The 14,903-nt window shown below is 41.4% G+C and carries 24 protein-coding genes; 21 read left to right on the top strand and 3 right to left on the bottom strand.

The features are described 5' to 3' along the window. The first annotated feature begins 102 nt into the window (after nt 1-102). The 19 genes from JCM10519_RS13690 to JCM10519_RS13595 all read left to right on the top strand — a co-directional run bounded on the left by JCM10519_RS13690 (nt 103) and on the right by JCM10519_RS13595 (nt 11,957). The gene (locus tag JCM10519_RS13690) at nt 103-648 is read left to right on the top strand and encodes a hypothetical protein (protein ID WP_054739819.1); all 546 of its coding nucleotides are present in this window, start codon (nt 103-105) and stop codon (nt 646-648) included. Next, on the top strand, nt 620-1,447 hold the full coding sequence (locus JCM10519_RS13685; RefSeq protein WP_054739816.1) for a hypothetical protein: 828 nt from the start codon (nt 620-622) through the stop codon (nt 1,445-1,447). The genes JCM10519_RS13690 and JCM10519_RS13685 overlap by 29 nt, the downstream gene beginning before the upstream one ends. Before the next feature lie 275 nt (nt 1,448-1,722). Further along, on the top strand, nt 1,723-2,016 hold the full coding sequence (locus JCM10519_RS13680; RefSeq protein ID WP_054739814.1) for a hypothetical protein: 294 nt from the start codon (nt 1,723-1,725) through the stop codon (nt 2,014-2,016). Between the two features lie 199 nt (nt 2,017-2,215). Further along, complete coding sequence (locus JCM10519_RS13670) at nt 2,216-2,644, top strand: hypothetical protein (protein ID WP_054739809.1); 429 nt, start codon at nt 2,216-2,218, stop codon at nt 2,642-2,644. A 444-nt stretch (nt 2,645-3,088) separates the two neighbouring features. Then, complete coding sequence (locus JCM10519_RS29945) at nt 3,089-3,433, top strand: DUF932 domain-containing protein (RefSeq protein ID WP_347844189.1); 345 nt, start codon at nt 3,089-3,091, stop codon at nt 3,431-3,433. Then, nucleotides 3,424-4,023, top strand: coding sequence for a DUF932 domain-containing protein (locus JCM10519_RS29940; protein WP_347844247.1), 600 nt, complete (start codon nt 3,424-3,426; stop codon nt 4,021-4,023). The genes JCM10519_RS29945 and JCM10519_RS29940 overlap by 10 nt, the downstream gene beginning before the upstream one ends. A 14-nt stretch (nt 4,024-4,037) precedes the next feature. Continuing rightward, entirely contained in the window at nt 4,038-4,217 is a 180-nt protein-coding gene (locus JCM10519_RS13655) for a hypothetical protein (protein WP_054739806.1), read from the top strand. Between the two features lie 277 nt (nt 4,218-4,494). Beyond that, nucleotides 4,495-4,761 carry a hypothetical protein gene (locus JCM10519_RS13650; protein WP_054739804.1) on the top strand — a complete coding sequence of 89 codons (267 nt, stop codon included), beginning with the start codon at nt 4,495-4,497 and terminating at the stop codon, nt 4,759-4,761. 110 nt (nt 4,762-4,871) lie between these two features. After that, complete coding sequence (locus JCM10519_RS13645; RefSeq protein ID WP_347844188.1) at nt 4,872-5,393, top strand: JAB domain-containing protein; 522 nt, start codon at nt 4,872-4,874, stop codon at nt 5,391-5,393. 64 nt (nt 5,394-5,457) lie between these two features. Continuing rightward, nucleotides 5,458-6,132, top strand: coding sequence for a lambda-exonuclease family protein (locus JCM10519_RS13640; RefSeq protein WP_347844187.1), 675 nt, complete (start codon nt 5,458-5,460; stop codon nt 6,130-6,132). Beyond that, entirely contained in the window at nt 6,119-6,388 is a 270-nt protein-coding gene (locus tag JCM10519_RS29935; RefSeq protein ID WP_347844186.1) for a hypothetical protein, read from the top strand. Before JCM10519_RS13640 ends, JCM10519_RS29935 begins: the two co-directional genes overlap by 14 nt. Before the next feature lie 139 nt (nt 6,389-6,527). Continuing rightward, nucleotides 6,528-7,328, top strand: coding sequence for a recombinase RecT (locus tag JCM10519_RS13635; protein ID WP_054739801.1), 801 nt, complete (start codon nt 6,528-6,530; stop codon nt 7,326-7,328). A gap of 67 nt (nt 7,329-7,395) precedes the next feature. Beyond that, a complete protein-coding gene (locus tag JCM10519_RS29930) occupies nt 7,396-7,686 on the top strand; it encodes a hypothetical protein (protein ID WP_347844185.1) in 291 nt (96 codons plus the stop codon). Nucleotides 7,687-7,773: 87 nt separating this feature from the next. Beyond that, nucleotides 7,774-8,043, top strand: coding sequence for a hypothetical protein (locus tag JCM10519_RS13625; protein WP_054739798.1), 270 nt, complete (start codon nt 7,774-7,776; stop codon nt 8,041-8,043). Nucleotides 8,044-8,242: 199 nt separating this feature from the next. Beyond that, entirely contained in the window at nt 8,243-8,542 is a 300-nt protein-coding gene (locus tag JCM10519_RS13620; RefSeq protein WP_054739796.1) for a hypothetical protein, read from the top strand. 117 nt (nt 8,543-8,659) lie between these two features. Next, entirely contained in the window at nt 8,660-9,637 is a 978-nt protein-coding gene (locus JCM10519_RS13615; RefSeq protein WP_054739794.1) for a DUF5688 family protein, read from the top strand. 95 nt (nt 9,638-9,732) lie between these two features. Beyond that, nucleotides 9,733-9,930: a hypothetical protein gene (locus JCM10519_RS13610; RefSeq protein ID WP_054739792.1), complete on the top strand. Its 198-nt coding sequence runs from the start codon at nt 9,733-9,735 to the stop codon at nt 9,928-9,930. A 359-nt stretch (nt 9,931-10,289) separates the two neighbouring features. Then, complete coding sequence (locus JCM10519_RS13600; protein WP_347844184.1) at nt 10,290-10,844, top strand: hypothetical protein; 555 nt, start codon at nt 10,290-10,292, stop codon at nt 10,842-10,844. Nucleotides 10,845-11,006: 162 nt separating this feature from the next. Beyond that, nucleotides 11,007-11,957, top strand: coding sequence for a hypothetical protein (locus JCM10519_RS13595; RefSeq protein ID WP_054739787.1), 951 nt, complete (start codon nt 11,007-11,009; stop codon nt 11,955-11,957). Between the two features lie 138 nt (nt 11,958-12,095). Here the strand turns inward: JCM10519_RS13595 and JCM10519_RS13590 are convergent, their stop codons facing one another. From JCM10519_RS13590 to JCM10519_RS13580, 3 genes are all read right to left on the bottom strand, one after another. After that, nucleotides 12,096-12,530 carry a hypothetical protein gene (locus JCM10519_RS13590; protein WP_054739785.1) on the bottom strand — a complete coding sequence of 145 codons (435 nt, stop codon included), beginning with the start codon at nt 12,528-12,530 and terminating at the stop codon, nt 12,096-12,098. Between the two features lies 1 nt (nt 12,531). After that, nucleotides 12,532-12,873, bottom strand: coding sequence for a hypothetical protein (locus JCM10519_RS13585; RefSeq protein WP_347844183.1), 342 nt, complete (start codon nt 12,871-12,873; stop codon nt 12,532-12,534). Nucleotides 12,874-13,247: 374 nt separating this feature from the next. Beyond that, nucleotides 13,248-13,754, bottom strand: coding sequence for a hypothetical protein (locus JCM10519_RS13580; protein ID WP_347844182.1), 507 nt, complete (start codon nt 13,752-13,754; stop codon nt 13,248-13,250). Between the two features lie 164 nt (nt 13,755-13,918). Between JCM10519_RS13580 and JCM10519_RS13575 the strand changes: the two genes are divergently transcribed. Then, complete coding sequence (locus tag JCM10519_RS13575) at nt 13,919-14,539, top strand: DEAD/DEAH box helicase family protein (RefSeq protein WP_054739780.1); 621 nt, start codon at nt 13,919-13,921, stop codon at nt 14,537-14,539. Then, nucleotides 14,536-14,862, top strand: coding sequence for a hypothetical protein (locus JCM10519_RS13570; RefSeq protein WP_054739778.1), 327 nt, complete (start codon nt 14,536-14,538; stop codon nt 14,860-14,862). Before JCM10519_RS13575 ends, JCM10519_RS13570 begins: the two co-directional genes overlap by 4 nt. The last annotated feature ends 41 nt before the right edge of the window (nt 14,863-14,903 follow it).

Genomic DNA, 14,903 nt, shown 5'->3' with positions numbered 1-14,903 from the left:
ACTATTTTACAGACCCGTTTATTTCCTTAAAAGGTTAACTTTTAAATCCCAAGGTAAATTTGTTGAAGGACAAGTTTAGCATAAAAAATCAAGGAGGCGAGGATGAATGAAAACGCTTTACAGAATATTGCTAACCATAAATGCAACATCTTGGGTTGTTATGATTTATGGAATAAAGGAGGAATGGACTCTTGGCGTTATGCGTCTTGGCTATTTGGTATTGTGCTATTGCTCATCCCCGTTTTTTTGTCTGCTATGAGTATATGGCTCACGTTACCATTGAGCAAGGATACCCTCGAAAAATGCAGTCACATAGAAGAAGCTAACAATTCATTTCTACCAACTTATCTTGGTTATTTCTTTGTTGGACTTGGGGTAGAAAAAGTGCAGCATTTGGCTTTTGTCTATCTGATAATATTTGTATTTACTTATGTAGCACAGATACAGTATTTTAATCCTATATTTTTACTTTTCGGATATCGTTTCTATAACGCAGAGACGGGCAAAGGCACAAAAGTATTTTTGATTGTGAAAAAAGAATTTCGCAGGGCAAGCGATGCAAGTTTTAGAAACCTGAGAAGAATAAACAATACAACTTTTATTGCGTGGAGGGAAAAAGATGAATCAACTAATAGCGAAAATACGTGACCGTAGTCGGACGAATAATAAGCTTCGCAAAGTAATTTCTGATGAGATTATGTTTGTGCTTCCTGAAAATCTTGATGAAGCTATTGGGTATGACCCCTCTACGCTCCTTGAAGATGAAGAGTGGTATGTTATTACTGCTTTTTCAACAATGCCGTATTGTCGCGATTTTCTTATGGACGAGGAGCTTGATTCAGTCGATTATGAGCAGCTCGATTTAGCGTCTTTTGAGAAGTTGGATTTTATATTTTCTTATCAAGATGGTATATATTACTTTCAAAATATATCAAAGTCTCAGTTGGTAAAAAAGAAGCTGATTTCTTTTGGCGAACGTTTTAATTTTGACAGAAACAACGCTTCAATAGTAATAAAGGACATTGCTGATGCAATTTATGTTAAAAGCGAAGATAAATTATATTTTCGTAAACTGTCATCCATTTCATCAATTTTTCATGGTATAGATCAGCTTCATCGTGAAGCTACCGAAGCTGAAACAGCAGAGTTTTTGAATCAGGGATTTGTTAGATTGGCGGGAGATTTTTCTTCTGCTGATGTAAAAATAGCTAATCGTAAGCGTATAGCTCTTGCGTTAGACACACTCAATAATTACTGTGATGAGGACAAGAGGACGGTATTTGCCTATATTAAAGACTATTGCCCTGAATTAACAGCAACGGATGACTCATTTTCGGTGGCTGACGAAAATGATCTTAAAATGCTGCTGTTTGGAATTGAGCAAAGATTTTATACAACTCCAGTAGGTGAAGAAAAACGGCTTGCAAATTCGATTTTGAAGATTTGAGGGAAAAGCTTAGTAAGCGTCTAACCTCCCGGCGGATTTACTTATAAAATAATCCTGTCATAATAATAGTAAAAAGTTGAAGACGTTTACTCCAAAATGGAGACGTTTACTATGTTATGAGGAGGTTTAGCGGTATGCGATCAAAAATACTTAGCCTGGAAAAAAACTTATCAACAAGTTCTGGAATGCCGACAAAGTGGTCTGACTGACCGACAATGGTGTATAGAAAACCAGATACCATCGAGCACCTTTATACCTGGATTAAGAGGCTGCGTATGAAGTCTGTATTCGATTTACCTGAATCCATTGCAAAGAATCCTGAAAAAGCGAAACGTTCACCACAGCATGATGTTGTCAAAATCAATATCGTGGAAGATGCGCTGCCAACAGAAGCGTCATTTCCTCTGTCAAACCACACCTGTTCTGATTTGAATCATCGCAGCATAGCTGCAGAACATGTGGTTACAGAATACAGGCTGGAAGATGTGCCAATAGAAATTCAATTTCAACATATGAACATACGAATTCGCAACTCAGCCGATCCGGTTCTTTTTTTCCAATACGCTTAAAGTGTTGAAAGGAATTTTATGCCAGGGGATATTTCCGGTGTTGATCACATTTTTATTGTGTTCTCCTGGAGGTGTACAAGAGAATAATACACAAGAATCATATGGGGATGTTTCCAGCGAGACAGAAGAAACAGAATTTTCTGCAAATCCATCTGAGAGGGAAACAACAGAGCTTGCTTCTAGCTAGGATAATGGGCAGTTGGAAACGGAAGATTCCACTTACAGCAATAAAGATACAGGGAATGAATCAGCAGATAATCAGCCCCAAGAAAAATCAATAACCGGAGTTTATACGTTAGAACTTGGAAATGAGGGCGGGGCTGAATTGGAAATTACATATTCTTCGGGTGATGATTCCTTTTTGGTATATTTTAGCGGAAGCTATGGAGATCAAGCAGGAGAAACAGAGGGATATCTTGTGGCTCACACTGATGGAACGGATGGGATATGGGAATATTATGAATATAGTGCTTATGAGGCGGGTAATTATATTCCATCTATGCAGTTGGAATATGACGCTGCTGATACAATCACCGTAACCTCTTTAGAGGGACAAAGCTTTGGAGGAATGGATTTTCCAGGTTTTGGTGGGACTTATGTAAGAACGGCGGAATATTCCATGCCATAGTAGTAGAAAGAGTTTCATTCATAAAAGGTATATAATCTTAATTAAATATTATAACCGTGAGAATCCTTTAAGGAGGTAAACTTCATGTACAAAGAAATTCTCACGGTTATTTTAAAAGCAATTACCTGCATTCTTGAATTATTAGGAAAAGATGAATAACCGGACCAGTCCCCAGGCTCTTAAAGGCCTGGGGATTCTTTTGCGGAAAAATACCAGGTGTAAGGAACTTGCGGCTTTCTGAAAAATGCAGCTTTTCAGGGCCAGTCTGGTAACCCGCTTGGCCCTCCTGCCTTTTAATAGCCGGAGGGTATTTTATTGTTCGGAAAGGAGGAAAAAAACGTGTAGAGGAAAGAAAAAAATAGGAGGACAGTTTAAAGTACATGAAAAATCATGTAACAGGTACAAAAATAAGATCAATGAATTCAAAGACAGGAGGAAAGAAGAATGGCTGCAGAAGTTGAAACAATGTTCTACACAGGAAGAAAGGCGCCCTGGCATGGCCTTGGCACTTCCGTATCAGAGGCTCCCACCTCAGAATCCGCCCTGGAGCTTGCCGGGCTTAACTGGCAGGTTATCCAGAAAGATATCATGACCAACGATGGCATTCCCGTTTTAGGATTTAAAGCAAATGTAAGGGACAATGATGAACGGATACTGGGCGTAGTGACGGACCGGTATAAGGTGGTGCAGAATCAGGAGGCATTTGCCTTTACGGATGCACTGTTAGGAGAAGGGGTCACGTATGAAACGGCCGGCTCCTTACAGGAGGGTCGACGGACCTGGATTTAGCGAAGCTTCCCCAGCGATATATCATCAGCGGGGATGAGGTCACGCCCTATCTGGTATTTATGAACAGTCATGATGGATCGGGTTCCATCAAGGTGGCAATGACACCGATCCGTGTGGTGTGCTTAAACACGCTGAACCTGGCGCTGTCCACGGCAAAACGTTCCTGGTCCACCAATCATGTGGGTGACATCCGGGGAAAGATGGAGGATGCCAGATATACGCTTTTATATGCAGATGCCTATATGGCAGAGCTGGGAAGAAGCATTGACCAGCTGAACCGGCAGAAGCTGACGGATAAACAGGTCTATGAATACATTGATGCCCTGTTCCCATTGCTTGACAATGCGACAGATCAGCAGCTGAAAAACCTGCGGAAGATGAAGGAAGAAGTGAGGGACCGGTACTATTCTGCCCCGGATTTACAGCATGTGGGGAAGAATGCATACCGGTTTGTCAATGCTGTCTCTGATTTTGCCACCCATTCCAAGCCGCTCCGGGAACGGACGAATTACCGGGAGAGTTTATTTGCCCGGACGGTGGACGGAAATGCTATGATCGACAAAGCATATGCGCTGGTAACGGCGTCGTAAAGGAGGGAAAAACCATGTATGTTCGTGATGAAGAAGAGTTTGGTCAGGCAGTACGGGATGGAAAGGACCGGATCGAATTAGAGGGAGACCTGGCTGCTAAGGTAAAGAAGCTGTATAAGATCAACATTACCCTCTGGAGCTTTTGCCTGGTTTGTCTGGCGGTTGCATCATCGCTCTTATGCAGATGCCCATAACGGGTGGTGCTTCCGGTGTTGTCAGCCTGGTTGCCGGGACGCCTGCGGCCACCATTTTAGGAACGGAAGCAGCGGTGACTGCGTCATGATCGGAGTAGCCGGCGGCGGTATTGGGGTCTTGAAAAAGTTAAGACGGGATTACCAGATAGCAACCGGAAAAGATGGCCGCATTATTGTATACTTGAAAAAGTGAGGTGATCCGGGTGGTATCATCTGTCGGTCCCAGGGGATATTCCTTTCGGTGTTCTCTGAGACTTTGTAAAGGAGGCTGCCGGATATGCAGGGGAAATTACAAAGGGAAGGAAATGGGCCGGAGGATGGAACCCATGTTAATGGGCGGTGGGACAACTTACGTGCGTGCAAGGACTTTGAACTGTTGCTAGCGGGAGCTTGTCCTGATGTCCTTGATCTGTTCGAGAGGCAGATCACAGAATACTTGGCTATGACGGAACTGACCGAAAGCTATCTTAGAGAGGTCCCAAGAAGTGTCTGTTGGTATGAGGGGCTTGTTGGTACAAAAATGCTGTTAATGGAACTTTTATAGGAAGTTTGGGAAAAATCCTGTAAGGGTGGAAAAAAATAAGTGGTGAAAAAGGAAGCCTCCTGTTTGGCAGAGGGAAGCTTCCTCTTTTCATTTGGAAAGGAGATTCGCAGGTGAAATGTGGAGTACAAGAAAAAAAGATCGTTGACATGATGAAACGGCCAAGCCCAAAAAAGAATGTCAGCATGATTCACCTTCAGATGATAAAGGAGGACAGGACCCTATGCGGGATGAAATGTTTTTCCTCCCCTCTGGAAGCAGTTGAGGCGGTAAGGCCCTTGTTTGACTTAGCTGACAGGGAAATGGTCCTTGTCATGTCCTTAAACGCTAGACTGGAGCCTATGGCGGCGGAAGTTGCGGCAGTAGGAGGTGTCAGCATGTGCAGTGTGGATGTAAGGAATATTTTTAAACATGCGCTTTTGAATAACGCTTCCTATGTGATCTGCTTTCATAATCATTTGTCTGGAGACCCAGAACCCAGCGGGGAGGACCAGGCGATTACCAGGAGAATCCGGAAATGCGGGAAACTGCTGGGAGTTTTCCTAGTGGATCATATCATTTTGGGTGAGGCCGGGTTTTATAGTTTCAAAGAGCAGGGTCTGATTGATCCGGCCTTGCCAGATGATGCAGCTTGATATAAGCGGGATATAAGAAGATCATTTGTAACACGGAATATTTTTTAAAAGAAGGAGGCTGTCTATGTCAAAGAGCATATCAACAGCAGACCTAAGTCATGAAGAATGGCTTAAATTAAGAAAGACCGGCATCGGCGGTTCCGATGCCGGGGCTATATGTGGTCTGAATCCCTATGCAAGTCCCATGAGTGTTTACCAGGATAAGACCACCATGGAAGTGAAAGAGATCGATAATGAAGCCATGCGTCAGGGCAGGGATTTAGAGGATTACGTTGCCCGGAGATTTATGGAAGCAACCGGGCTAAAGGTGAGACGCTCTAATATGATGTACCGCAGTGAAGAGCATCCTTTTATGCTTGCGGATGTGGACCGGCTGATTGTGGGAAAGGATGCAGGGCTGGAATGTAAGACGGCTAGCGCCTATAACATGGATAAATGGAAGGAGGATGAAATCCCTGCCCATTACTTAATCCAATGCCATCATTATATGAGTGTAACCGGGAAGCAGACCTGGTACATTGCTGTGGTCATTTTAGGGCGTGGATTCAAATATGCTGAAATCCCAAGAGATGAGGACTTAATCAAGAACCTTGTTTCCATTGAAGAGCAGTTCTGGAACGATCATGTAGTAAAGCGGATCATACCGGACCCGGATGGTTCCGAAGCCTGTGATGAAGTGCTGGAGCAGTATTTTCACACGGCCAGAAAAAAACTCAGCCATTTTGTTGACCGGATTTGACGATAAAATCCGGCGCAGGCTGGAGATCGTGAAGCTGATGGACAAGCTGGGAGAGGAGAAGAACCAGATCGACCAGCAGATCAAGCTGTTCATGAAGGATCATGAAATGGCTTACAATGAAAAGTACCGCGTGACCTGGAGCAACGTGGACACGCTTCATCTGGATTCCAAACGGATCAAGGCAGAGAAACCGGAAATTTATACAGAATTCAGTTACAGGACCAGTTCCAGGCGGTTCAGTATCAAGGCGGCGTAATCACTGGAAGGGTTCCGTGCTGCCAAAATGATATATTCAGTTGTTGATTCCAGGCGTGATTATGTGAATTTAATATTTTAATTGTTGATGAGAGGGCCGTCTGAGAGGATGGTCCTTTTTCGATGGAAAGGTGGAAACAATGGCAGTTGATGTAAAAAATGAATTGGAGAGAAAGGCTTCCGGTCAGAACAGCCAGGTGAAGCTGACAAAAAGCATGACAATCGCAGACATGGTAAAGGCGCTGGAACCGGAAATCAAACGGGCACTGCCTGCGGTACTGACCCCGGAACGTTTTACAAGGATGGCGCTGTCCGCCATCAATAACACGCCGGAGCTGGCAGGCTGTACCCCCATGTCCTTTATTGCAGCCATGATGAATGCAGCCCAGCTTGGATTAGAGCCTAACACTCCGCTGGGTCAAGCGTATTTAATTCCTTATAAAAACAAAGGTGTGCTGGAATGCCAGTTTCAGATTGGATATAAAGGCATGATAGACTTGGCTTACCGTACAGGGCAGATCCAGGTGATTCAGGGGCAGGCCGTTCGGGAGTTCGATTATTTTGAATATCAATACGGGCTGGACCCCAAGCTGGTCCACCGTCCGGGAGAGGAGGAACGGGGAGAGATCACGTTTATTTACGGCCTGTTCCGGCTGTCCAATGGAGGGTATGGATTTGAAGTCAGCAATAAGGCAGATATGGATGTCTTTGCCGCTAAATATTCAAAATCCTTTGGGAGCAAGTACAGTCCGTGGACGGAGAATTATGAGGATATGGCGAAAAAGACGGTCATTAAGCGGGCGCTGAAATATGCACCTGTATCTGTGGATTTCCAAAAGGCCATGTCCATGGATGAAACGATTAAGACAGAGATTTCCGTGGATATGAGCGAAATCCGGAATGAGTGTCCGGAGATATCAGAAAGTGGAGAGGCAGCATGAAAGTGGATGGTTCTGGTAGAAAAATTGCTTCTCAGGCAACCAGGCAGTCCGGACAGTTTCCAAAGAAGTGCTTTTTACGAATGGGACTTATAAGGATCTGGAAGCGTTCCGTCATTCCCTGGACAGACCCTGTTATATCCCGGATAGGACTGGGCGCTGCTATACCGGAGAGGAGCTTCTTGAAATGAGCCTGGGGCAGAAGGAGATCGCAGAGGAAATGTTCCTAAGTATTACCGGACAGGACCCGGAGGCATGGCTTGATGAGCAGTTTAGAATCGGGGAATTGGCGATCTGCCCTGTTTGCGGACGTATCTACCAGAGCTATATGAAAAAGGACTGCCCCCTGTGCAGAAAATAAGCAGATTTAGGAGCATTATCATGGGGCACGCTATTTTATCTGTGTAGGGGTGTTCCTGACGTGGAAAGAAAAGGGAGGTGATAAAAAATGAGTGTGGAAGATTTACTGGATCAGGTAATCTGTGAAAGGATTGAGATGCTTTTAAATGCCCGTCCGGAGGGACCTGTCCCGAAGGAAGCAGGCTTTGAGCATAAAATGGAAGGTCTCCTGGAACAATTGGGAAAGGAATGGAAAGAGGAAATGGAAACGTTCTGGGATGACTGGATCGCCTGGTGCGCTGATGAGAACCGGTATTTATATTTCGCCGGCGTGAAGGATGGGTTCCGCATCTACAGAATGATGCTGGAAAACGAATGAATCAAGGAACAGAAACGGGGGTCTTTGGCGGACAACAGAGAAAAAAACATCGTTTTATAAAATTTAATAAAGGTTCCTGATGAAAACCGCATAAAGTTTTTGAACTGTCAGGAAGAAGCATGGAGAGAAGCATTCGAAAAGGGATGCTTCTTTTTTAAGTAGATAAGGGAATCAAAAGATAAATAGGCAGGTAATGGAAATGGGGAAAGAGATGAATATCCAAAAGCTGATTGCAGATGACGGCATAGACCTTGATCACATGTATTCTATTTTAGAGAATGCCGGTCTGACGCAGTACCTTATTGTTAAACGGGAAGAATTACTGGATTATGTGAAGGAGAATATTGATCGAAATATGAAAGTTGCACCGTTAATCAAGAGCATAGAAGACAATCCATATGCAAAGTACTACCGGTTTGATAGGAGCAGCTGTTCCAACTTACCGGCAGTGCTTGTTTATGACAAAAAAGATATGGCGGAGGCCATAGGAAACGAGTAGCCCATTTTTAAGATGAGATATATAAGAAGGTTTCCTATAACGAATGATCAAAATATAAGTTGTTATAAAAAATGAAATATCAGATTTTACACTACCAGAAAAATGGAGGAAAAGCAAATGGAATATAATCAGTTCTTATTGAAGGTTCAGGCAGAGATAGAAAAGCAGTTAGGAGATGGTTTTCATGTGAGGGTTCAACGGATTCTTAAGAATAATGATACGGTGCTGGAGGGGCTGGTGATTTCCAAAGGAAAGGAACATCTTTCTCCTACGATCTATTTGAATCCATACTTTGAAGAGTTTCAGCGGGGAATGGAAATGCAGGAAATCATAGGACGGCTCCTGGGTCTCTATGAAAAGAATGCGAATATCTCCTTTGGAAATACAACAATGGAGGAGTTGGTTGATTTTAATAATTTAAGAAATAAAGTGGCTTATAAGCTCATACATCGAGCGTCTAATCAGGAGCTGTTAAAAGAGGTTCCTTATGTGGAATTTCTGGACCTCGCGGTAGTCTTCTATCTGTTCTTAGGTGAATGCAGAAGCGGACAGATGACGGCCCTTATTTACAGTACCCATATGGTATCCTGGGGCACAACGAAGGAGGAATTATTTCAACTGGCAAAGAAGAATACCCCAGAGCTTTTTCCGGCTCATATCAGGAATATGAAAGACAGTATAGGGGAGTTTTTGAACGTAGATTTGGAAGACTTTGGTGATGCTGGAATCATGGATGAACTGCTGGGAGAGGACCAGGTTCCGTTATATGTTCTGTCCAATCAAAGAATGATGAATGGCGCCTGCTGTATCTTGTATGAGAACTTTCTGGAAGGATTTGCTAAGGAGCAGGGAGCGGATCTTATCATACTTCCATCAAGTATCCATGAAACGCTGCTAATCCCAGACCAGGGGGAGAACTCTTACGAAGAACTTGGTGCCATGGTGAATGAGATCAATCAAAGCGAGGTTCCGGAAGAGGAGCGTCTGTCCAACCAGGTATACCGTTATTCCCGCTCCTCTGAAACGATTGAGATCATATTTAAATCGGAGGCATGTTTGAACAACAGGAAGTCAGAAAAGATCTCATTAGGGTAATGGCTTTGGTAAAGAAGAATTTTATTTTCTGCTCCCATAGATAACAAATAAAGAAATCCATTCCGGAAAAACAGAAGATTCCAGGAGGAAAGTTCATGAAAGAGAAACTTGTAACGTATCTGCAGGAGTTTATTGCAGAAAACAGCTGGGATGAGGATCACGTACCGGAACAGGCCAGGGCCATATTTACGACCATGTGCTTTGCCGGGGGTGTAGATCCTGATACAAAAGAGGCGGATTATATTTTGCAGATGATCTATCAATCAGTGACAGAAAAAAATTATTCCATATGAAGCGTTCCAAAATTTTATGCTGGAATTGGTCGTGTAAAAAGGAATGACGGTCACAGGATTGTTTCCCTGTCAGGGGTGTCAGTTTGACAAATACAAAGAACAAGGAAACCATTCCTATAGGTAAAGAGAGGGAATCATATGAAGTTGTTGAATATCTATTGTTTGGTACAGGAATTTTATGCCATTGAGGCAATCTCAGCCCTGCTGTCTTCCAACCAGGGCAGCCATCTGGAAACAATGAGACATAGTCATAGCCAGTGGTTTCGAGAGTTTTGTGATTTCCGGGATACATATATTCTGAAATTTGCGTCAGCCATTTATGATTATACGATTTTGGTTGTTGCGGCGGAACTGCGCCATTGCAGATCTCAAGCTCCCAGTATATACAGGACTATTACTCGGCGGACCAGTCAAGAAATGACGTCTATCGTGATTGCTCCGTATACAACAAAAGCGATATTTTAAAAGCGGGTCTCCGGATGTTTGACACGGAGCGGGTGGCCTGGAGTTCCTCTTTCGGTGGAGAAAAATGGAAACAGATCGCAAAGGCAGGGCTTTTAAAGGGGAAAGTCAGAGACATCATATTTGTTGACCACTGCGTGGATCTGTCTCACAATTGCAGCATTTATTTTGATAAGAAAGCAGGGATTTTTTTCCTGCAGTACTTAACGCAATACAAAGAACTGCTGGATTTAAAACAGGTTTGTGAGCCCCAGGTTTTGCTCCGTACCAGGCAGAAAAGTATAAAAGAACATATGGAGGTGGGAACGGTTTCATGGCTTACAGACACTTTGGATTTGACCATGAATATTTCTCGTGGTTTTCCGCAAGGGAGACTGCAGAGGCGCATATCTGTGATGAATGTACTTACTTTGGCTCGTGCGGATGCCGGATTTATGCAGATTATTTCGTGAGAGAATATGACCCGGCCTGTACCGACTTTATAGAAAAAGATTGATGATGCTCCAGCATTTCATAAAGCCCTCAATGGGGCGGTGTAAACTCAAACAAAAACCTGGCCGGAGCTGTGTGCTTCGGCTGGGAAATTAAAACAGATCAGGAGGACAAAGACAGAGATGGAACAGAATTATTATACGATCAACGAACAGACCGCAAGGACGGCAAAACATATCAATTCATTAGATGATTATGTAGCAGGGAGTGCCACTGCGGAGTATAAAAAATATGTAGACCGGATTTATGCTGTCGTGGATCAGATCAAAGAAAGAAAACCCCATTTAACGGAGAAAGCCGTAAAAATGGCGGACCGTTACAGCCGGAAGCTGGCAGAATATTATAACAACTATTACCGGAATGAAGCGAGTTGTTCCAGTGTAATGATTTCCGGTCCTGCAAATTTCCCTGTACGAAAGAAGGAAAAGCAGAACCGGCGCAGGGAAAAGCTGATGAAAGACTGGGAGTATTTACAGTCTTATGCAGGAAAAATCGAATATCTGCTGACGATGGAACAGCCGATCTTATCAGGAGATGAAAATGCAGTTATGCTTCTGGAAGAAAAGCTGAAAAAACTGGAATCTGACCAGGCCATGATGAAAGCAGTCAATGTCTACTACCGGAAGAATCAGACACTGGAGGGCTGCCCGGAGCTGACACCGGAACAGACGGAAAGGCTGAAAAAGGAAATGGGTCGTGACTTTCATTATGAAAATAAGCCATTCATGACCTACCAGCTTACAAATCAAAATGCCACAATCAGAAATACAAGATTTCGTCTGGAACAGCTGAAAAAGGAAAAAGATGCCGGAACAACGGAACGGGAGAACCGCTTCTTTCAGATGGTAGAGAACAAAGAACTTATGCGGTTACAGCTGATCTTTGACGGAAAACCAGAGCCGGAAGTCCGGGAAATATTGAAAACCAATGGGTTTAAGTGGAGTCCGAAAAACGGCTGCTGGCAGAGGCAGTTGACAGGCAATGCAAGGTATGCTGTCAGGAGAGTCCTCCAGGCGCTGGAGAAAATGGAGGCTGCGGGAACAGAAGCGGATGAAGCTGTGAACATCAGCTAAGTGGTCATTACGGGAAAGCAGAAATAAAAATATTGATCGACCAATTACGTAGTTGTGCTGTTAATAATATTGGGTCAGATCACCTTAGATTATAATAATCGATTGATATAGGTGCTATGAGGAACACATTCATAGCACCTATAAGTTTATGAAAGTTTTTTTAAATTCTTCATAGTTTGGAGTTCTGGAATCTGTTACTTCTTTAAATTTTTTTAAACCAAGGTTCTGAAAAAAAGATTCAGATATTCTTCTAAAGTAATATGTCTGCCTGAAAAGGATTCGCAATAAAAAAATGTCATTCATAGGAACTGAAGAAAAGTAATTGTAGGTATAATTTATTTCAAAGGTTTCAATGGCAAAATTATTTCTTTTCTCTGTATTTGGAGTCGATAATTTAATTTCTTTCCCCTTGCGCTTTCGTTCATCTGAATAATAACTAAGTTCATCAAATTTAGTTAATTGATTCTGTATAACAGCATGAAAATTATATTGCTCAATATTGCTGATAATATAATTTTTCAGAATAGCACGTAATTTTTCCAAGTCATAAGCGCCGTTCTCAATATATACCATATTAAGCAAATTTGCAAAAAAGTGACTCTGCAAAAGGAAATAAATATCCTTTATAACTTGCGATGATATATAAATACTTTCTAAAAGATAATTCTACCCCCGTATTTTCAGGGGATTTTAAGTATGATTTTAAACTTTCAAAATAAAATTCTTTCATTGTTTCCTGCAGTGAAAAAGGAAGATACGAAAGCGGAATTGTTAAAATCATAGCTTTTTCTCTTTCGGGAGATTTCGTTGAAGAAAATAGTGTTTTAAAATTCTCTAAATAATCTGTAAGATTCTTTATAAAATAAGATGGATGAAAAAGGTGCTCAAAAATAAATGCGGAGTGCTCTTTTTTCAAAAGAAGTATCTTGTTCAGAACTGTTTTTTTCAGAGTCACCTTTAATTATATAAAATTCATCTTTTTTTAAACATAGCAGATATTCCTTTATGCCATTTAAAAAAATGTCATACCAAATTGATTTTCAGGAAAAAAAGACCAATTCTTACAATTGACCATATAATAATAAAAATCTATGTTATTAAAGGACTTAATTGAGAAGATTTTTTTTGTTTCCGTTTTTTTGCGCTTCTGATTCTTGTACTTCTGTTTTTGGTATTGCTAATTCTTCTTCAGCCCAAAAAGGCAACAGGTATTGAAGATTTGTAAAATTTAAGTTATGAGTGGAAAAATAATATTTACCGGAATTCCACTTTACAGGTTTTACAGGTGAATCACTTTTTTTTCGGTGAGTCTCCGTTTTCCGTGGAATCTTTTTTTTCCTGAACAACCAAATTTTCTGGACATTTAAAATCTTTATAGGGTCCAAAATATGATTCTCTCAAATCAGCAGTGGCTGTACTCAAACTATGCCGAATGCTCTCCATATCCCTGGTAGAAATACTTGAATAAATTCTAGCTAACTCGTTTTTACCAATAGAAGGAATTAACTCATATGCCATTGCTGTATAGATGGACATGATAATCTCTATTTTCATGTGAGTTAAAGCAAAAACATAATCCGGTGCAAAAGAATGAATAATTTCCTCTAAAGTTTCCCATATATTATCAATAGAAGATGCCTCAGAAAGCTTAGATTTATTTTTAAATTGATGGCATAGATCGCGGTATTCTGGATGGCAATCAAGTTTTTTTAACCAATATATTAAAATCATAACGAAGCATAAATCGTTTTCTCCTTTAGGGATGCGTTTTGGTATACGAATTTTGGTCCACTGCAAGAAGCATGAAATATCTTATAATGACTTTATTCATGAATATATTAACACAAAAGGAACCTTGAAAAAAGCTTTTGAAATAAACTTTACAGAAAAAAACATGCATGTCATGATTTTTCATGAGCGTCCCTAATATATGGTGACAAGAAAAATATGGAGGAAAAAAAATGATAGCTGTGGGAAAATGGATGGAACCATTGGAGGATAGGATAGAATCAGAAAGAGCGGAAGGAAATTCAATATACCGCTACTATGAAGAGGAGAGACTTAAGGTATATGATCCCTTTTCACATCAGTTTGTTTCGAATCTTTTGACGGAAGGTAAAGTTGCAGCTTGGAATAAGGGAGGATACTTTATCATATCGCAAACAGGTTCAGGCAAATCTACATTAGTTAATGAGGTCATAAGTCCTCTGATTTTGAGTAGGAGAAAGAAAGGACTTTTGATTACTCCACGTGTGGCCTTGACCATGCAATATAAGCGTGATATCGCAAAACTATATAGTCCGGAAAAGCTTGAGGAGTTACAGGACAAAGGTATCCAAAGAGAATTTGAATTCGGACCGTTGGATATATTTACTTTACAGGAGCTGACGAGTGAATATAAAAAAAACTACGTGCTAGAGAAACGAAAAGATTATGATTTTTTGATTATTGATGAAGTTCATGCATTTGTCGGTGATGCCTGCTTCAATTCATTTACCGAAGAGATTTTAAGGCTTCTTGTGCTTCAAATAGGAGCAGAGACAAAACGTATTTATATGACGGCAACGCGGGGATCGCTTTGAAAGAAATCGTGGACATTGAAAATGAAGTGACGGGGAGAAACCCGCCCCAGTTTAACCGATATGGTTTCCCGCTAGATGATGTTTATCTAACTGTATATCGTTTCCAACAGGACTATAGTTATGTAAAACCTGTTTTTTTTGAAGAAGAATCAACAATAATTAAGCATTTGCTTGAGATCCCGGCTGGAGAAAAGGCAATTATCTTTGTAAAATCAAAAGCCCAAGGAGCCCGTATGCAAGAAAAGTTGGGAAAAGACAAAGCAGTTTACATGGATGCGGAAAATAAGTTGGCATCAGAAGAAAAAAAACCTTTAATGAAATAATAAAGGAAAATTATTTTGATAAACAATTTTTAGTAGCCACT

Source organism: Clostridium sp. NkU-1 (genome assembly GCA_001312405.1).
This window is presented reverse-complemented; position numbering and strand designations above follow the sequence as displayed.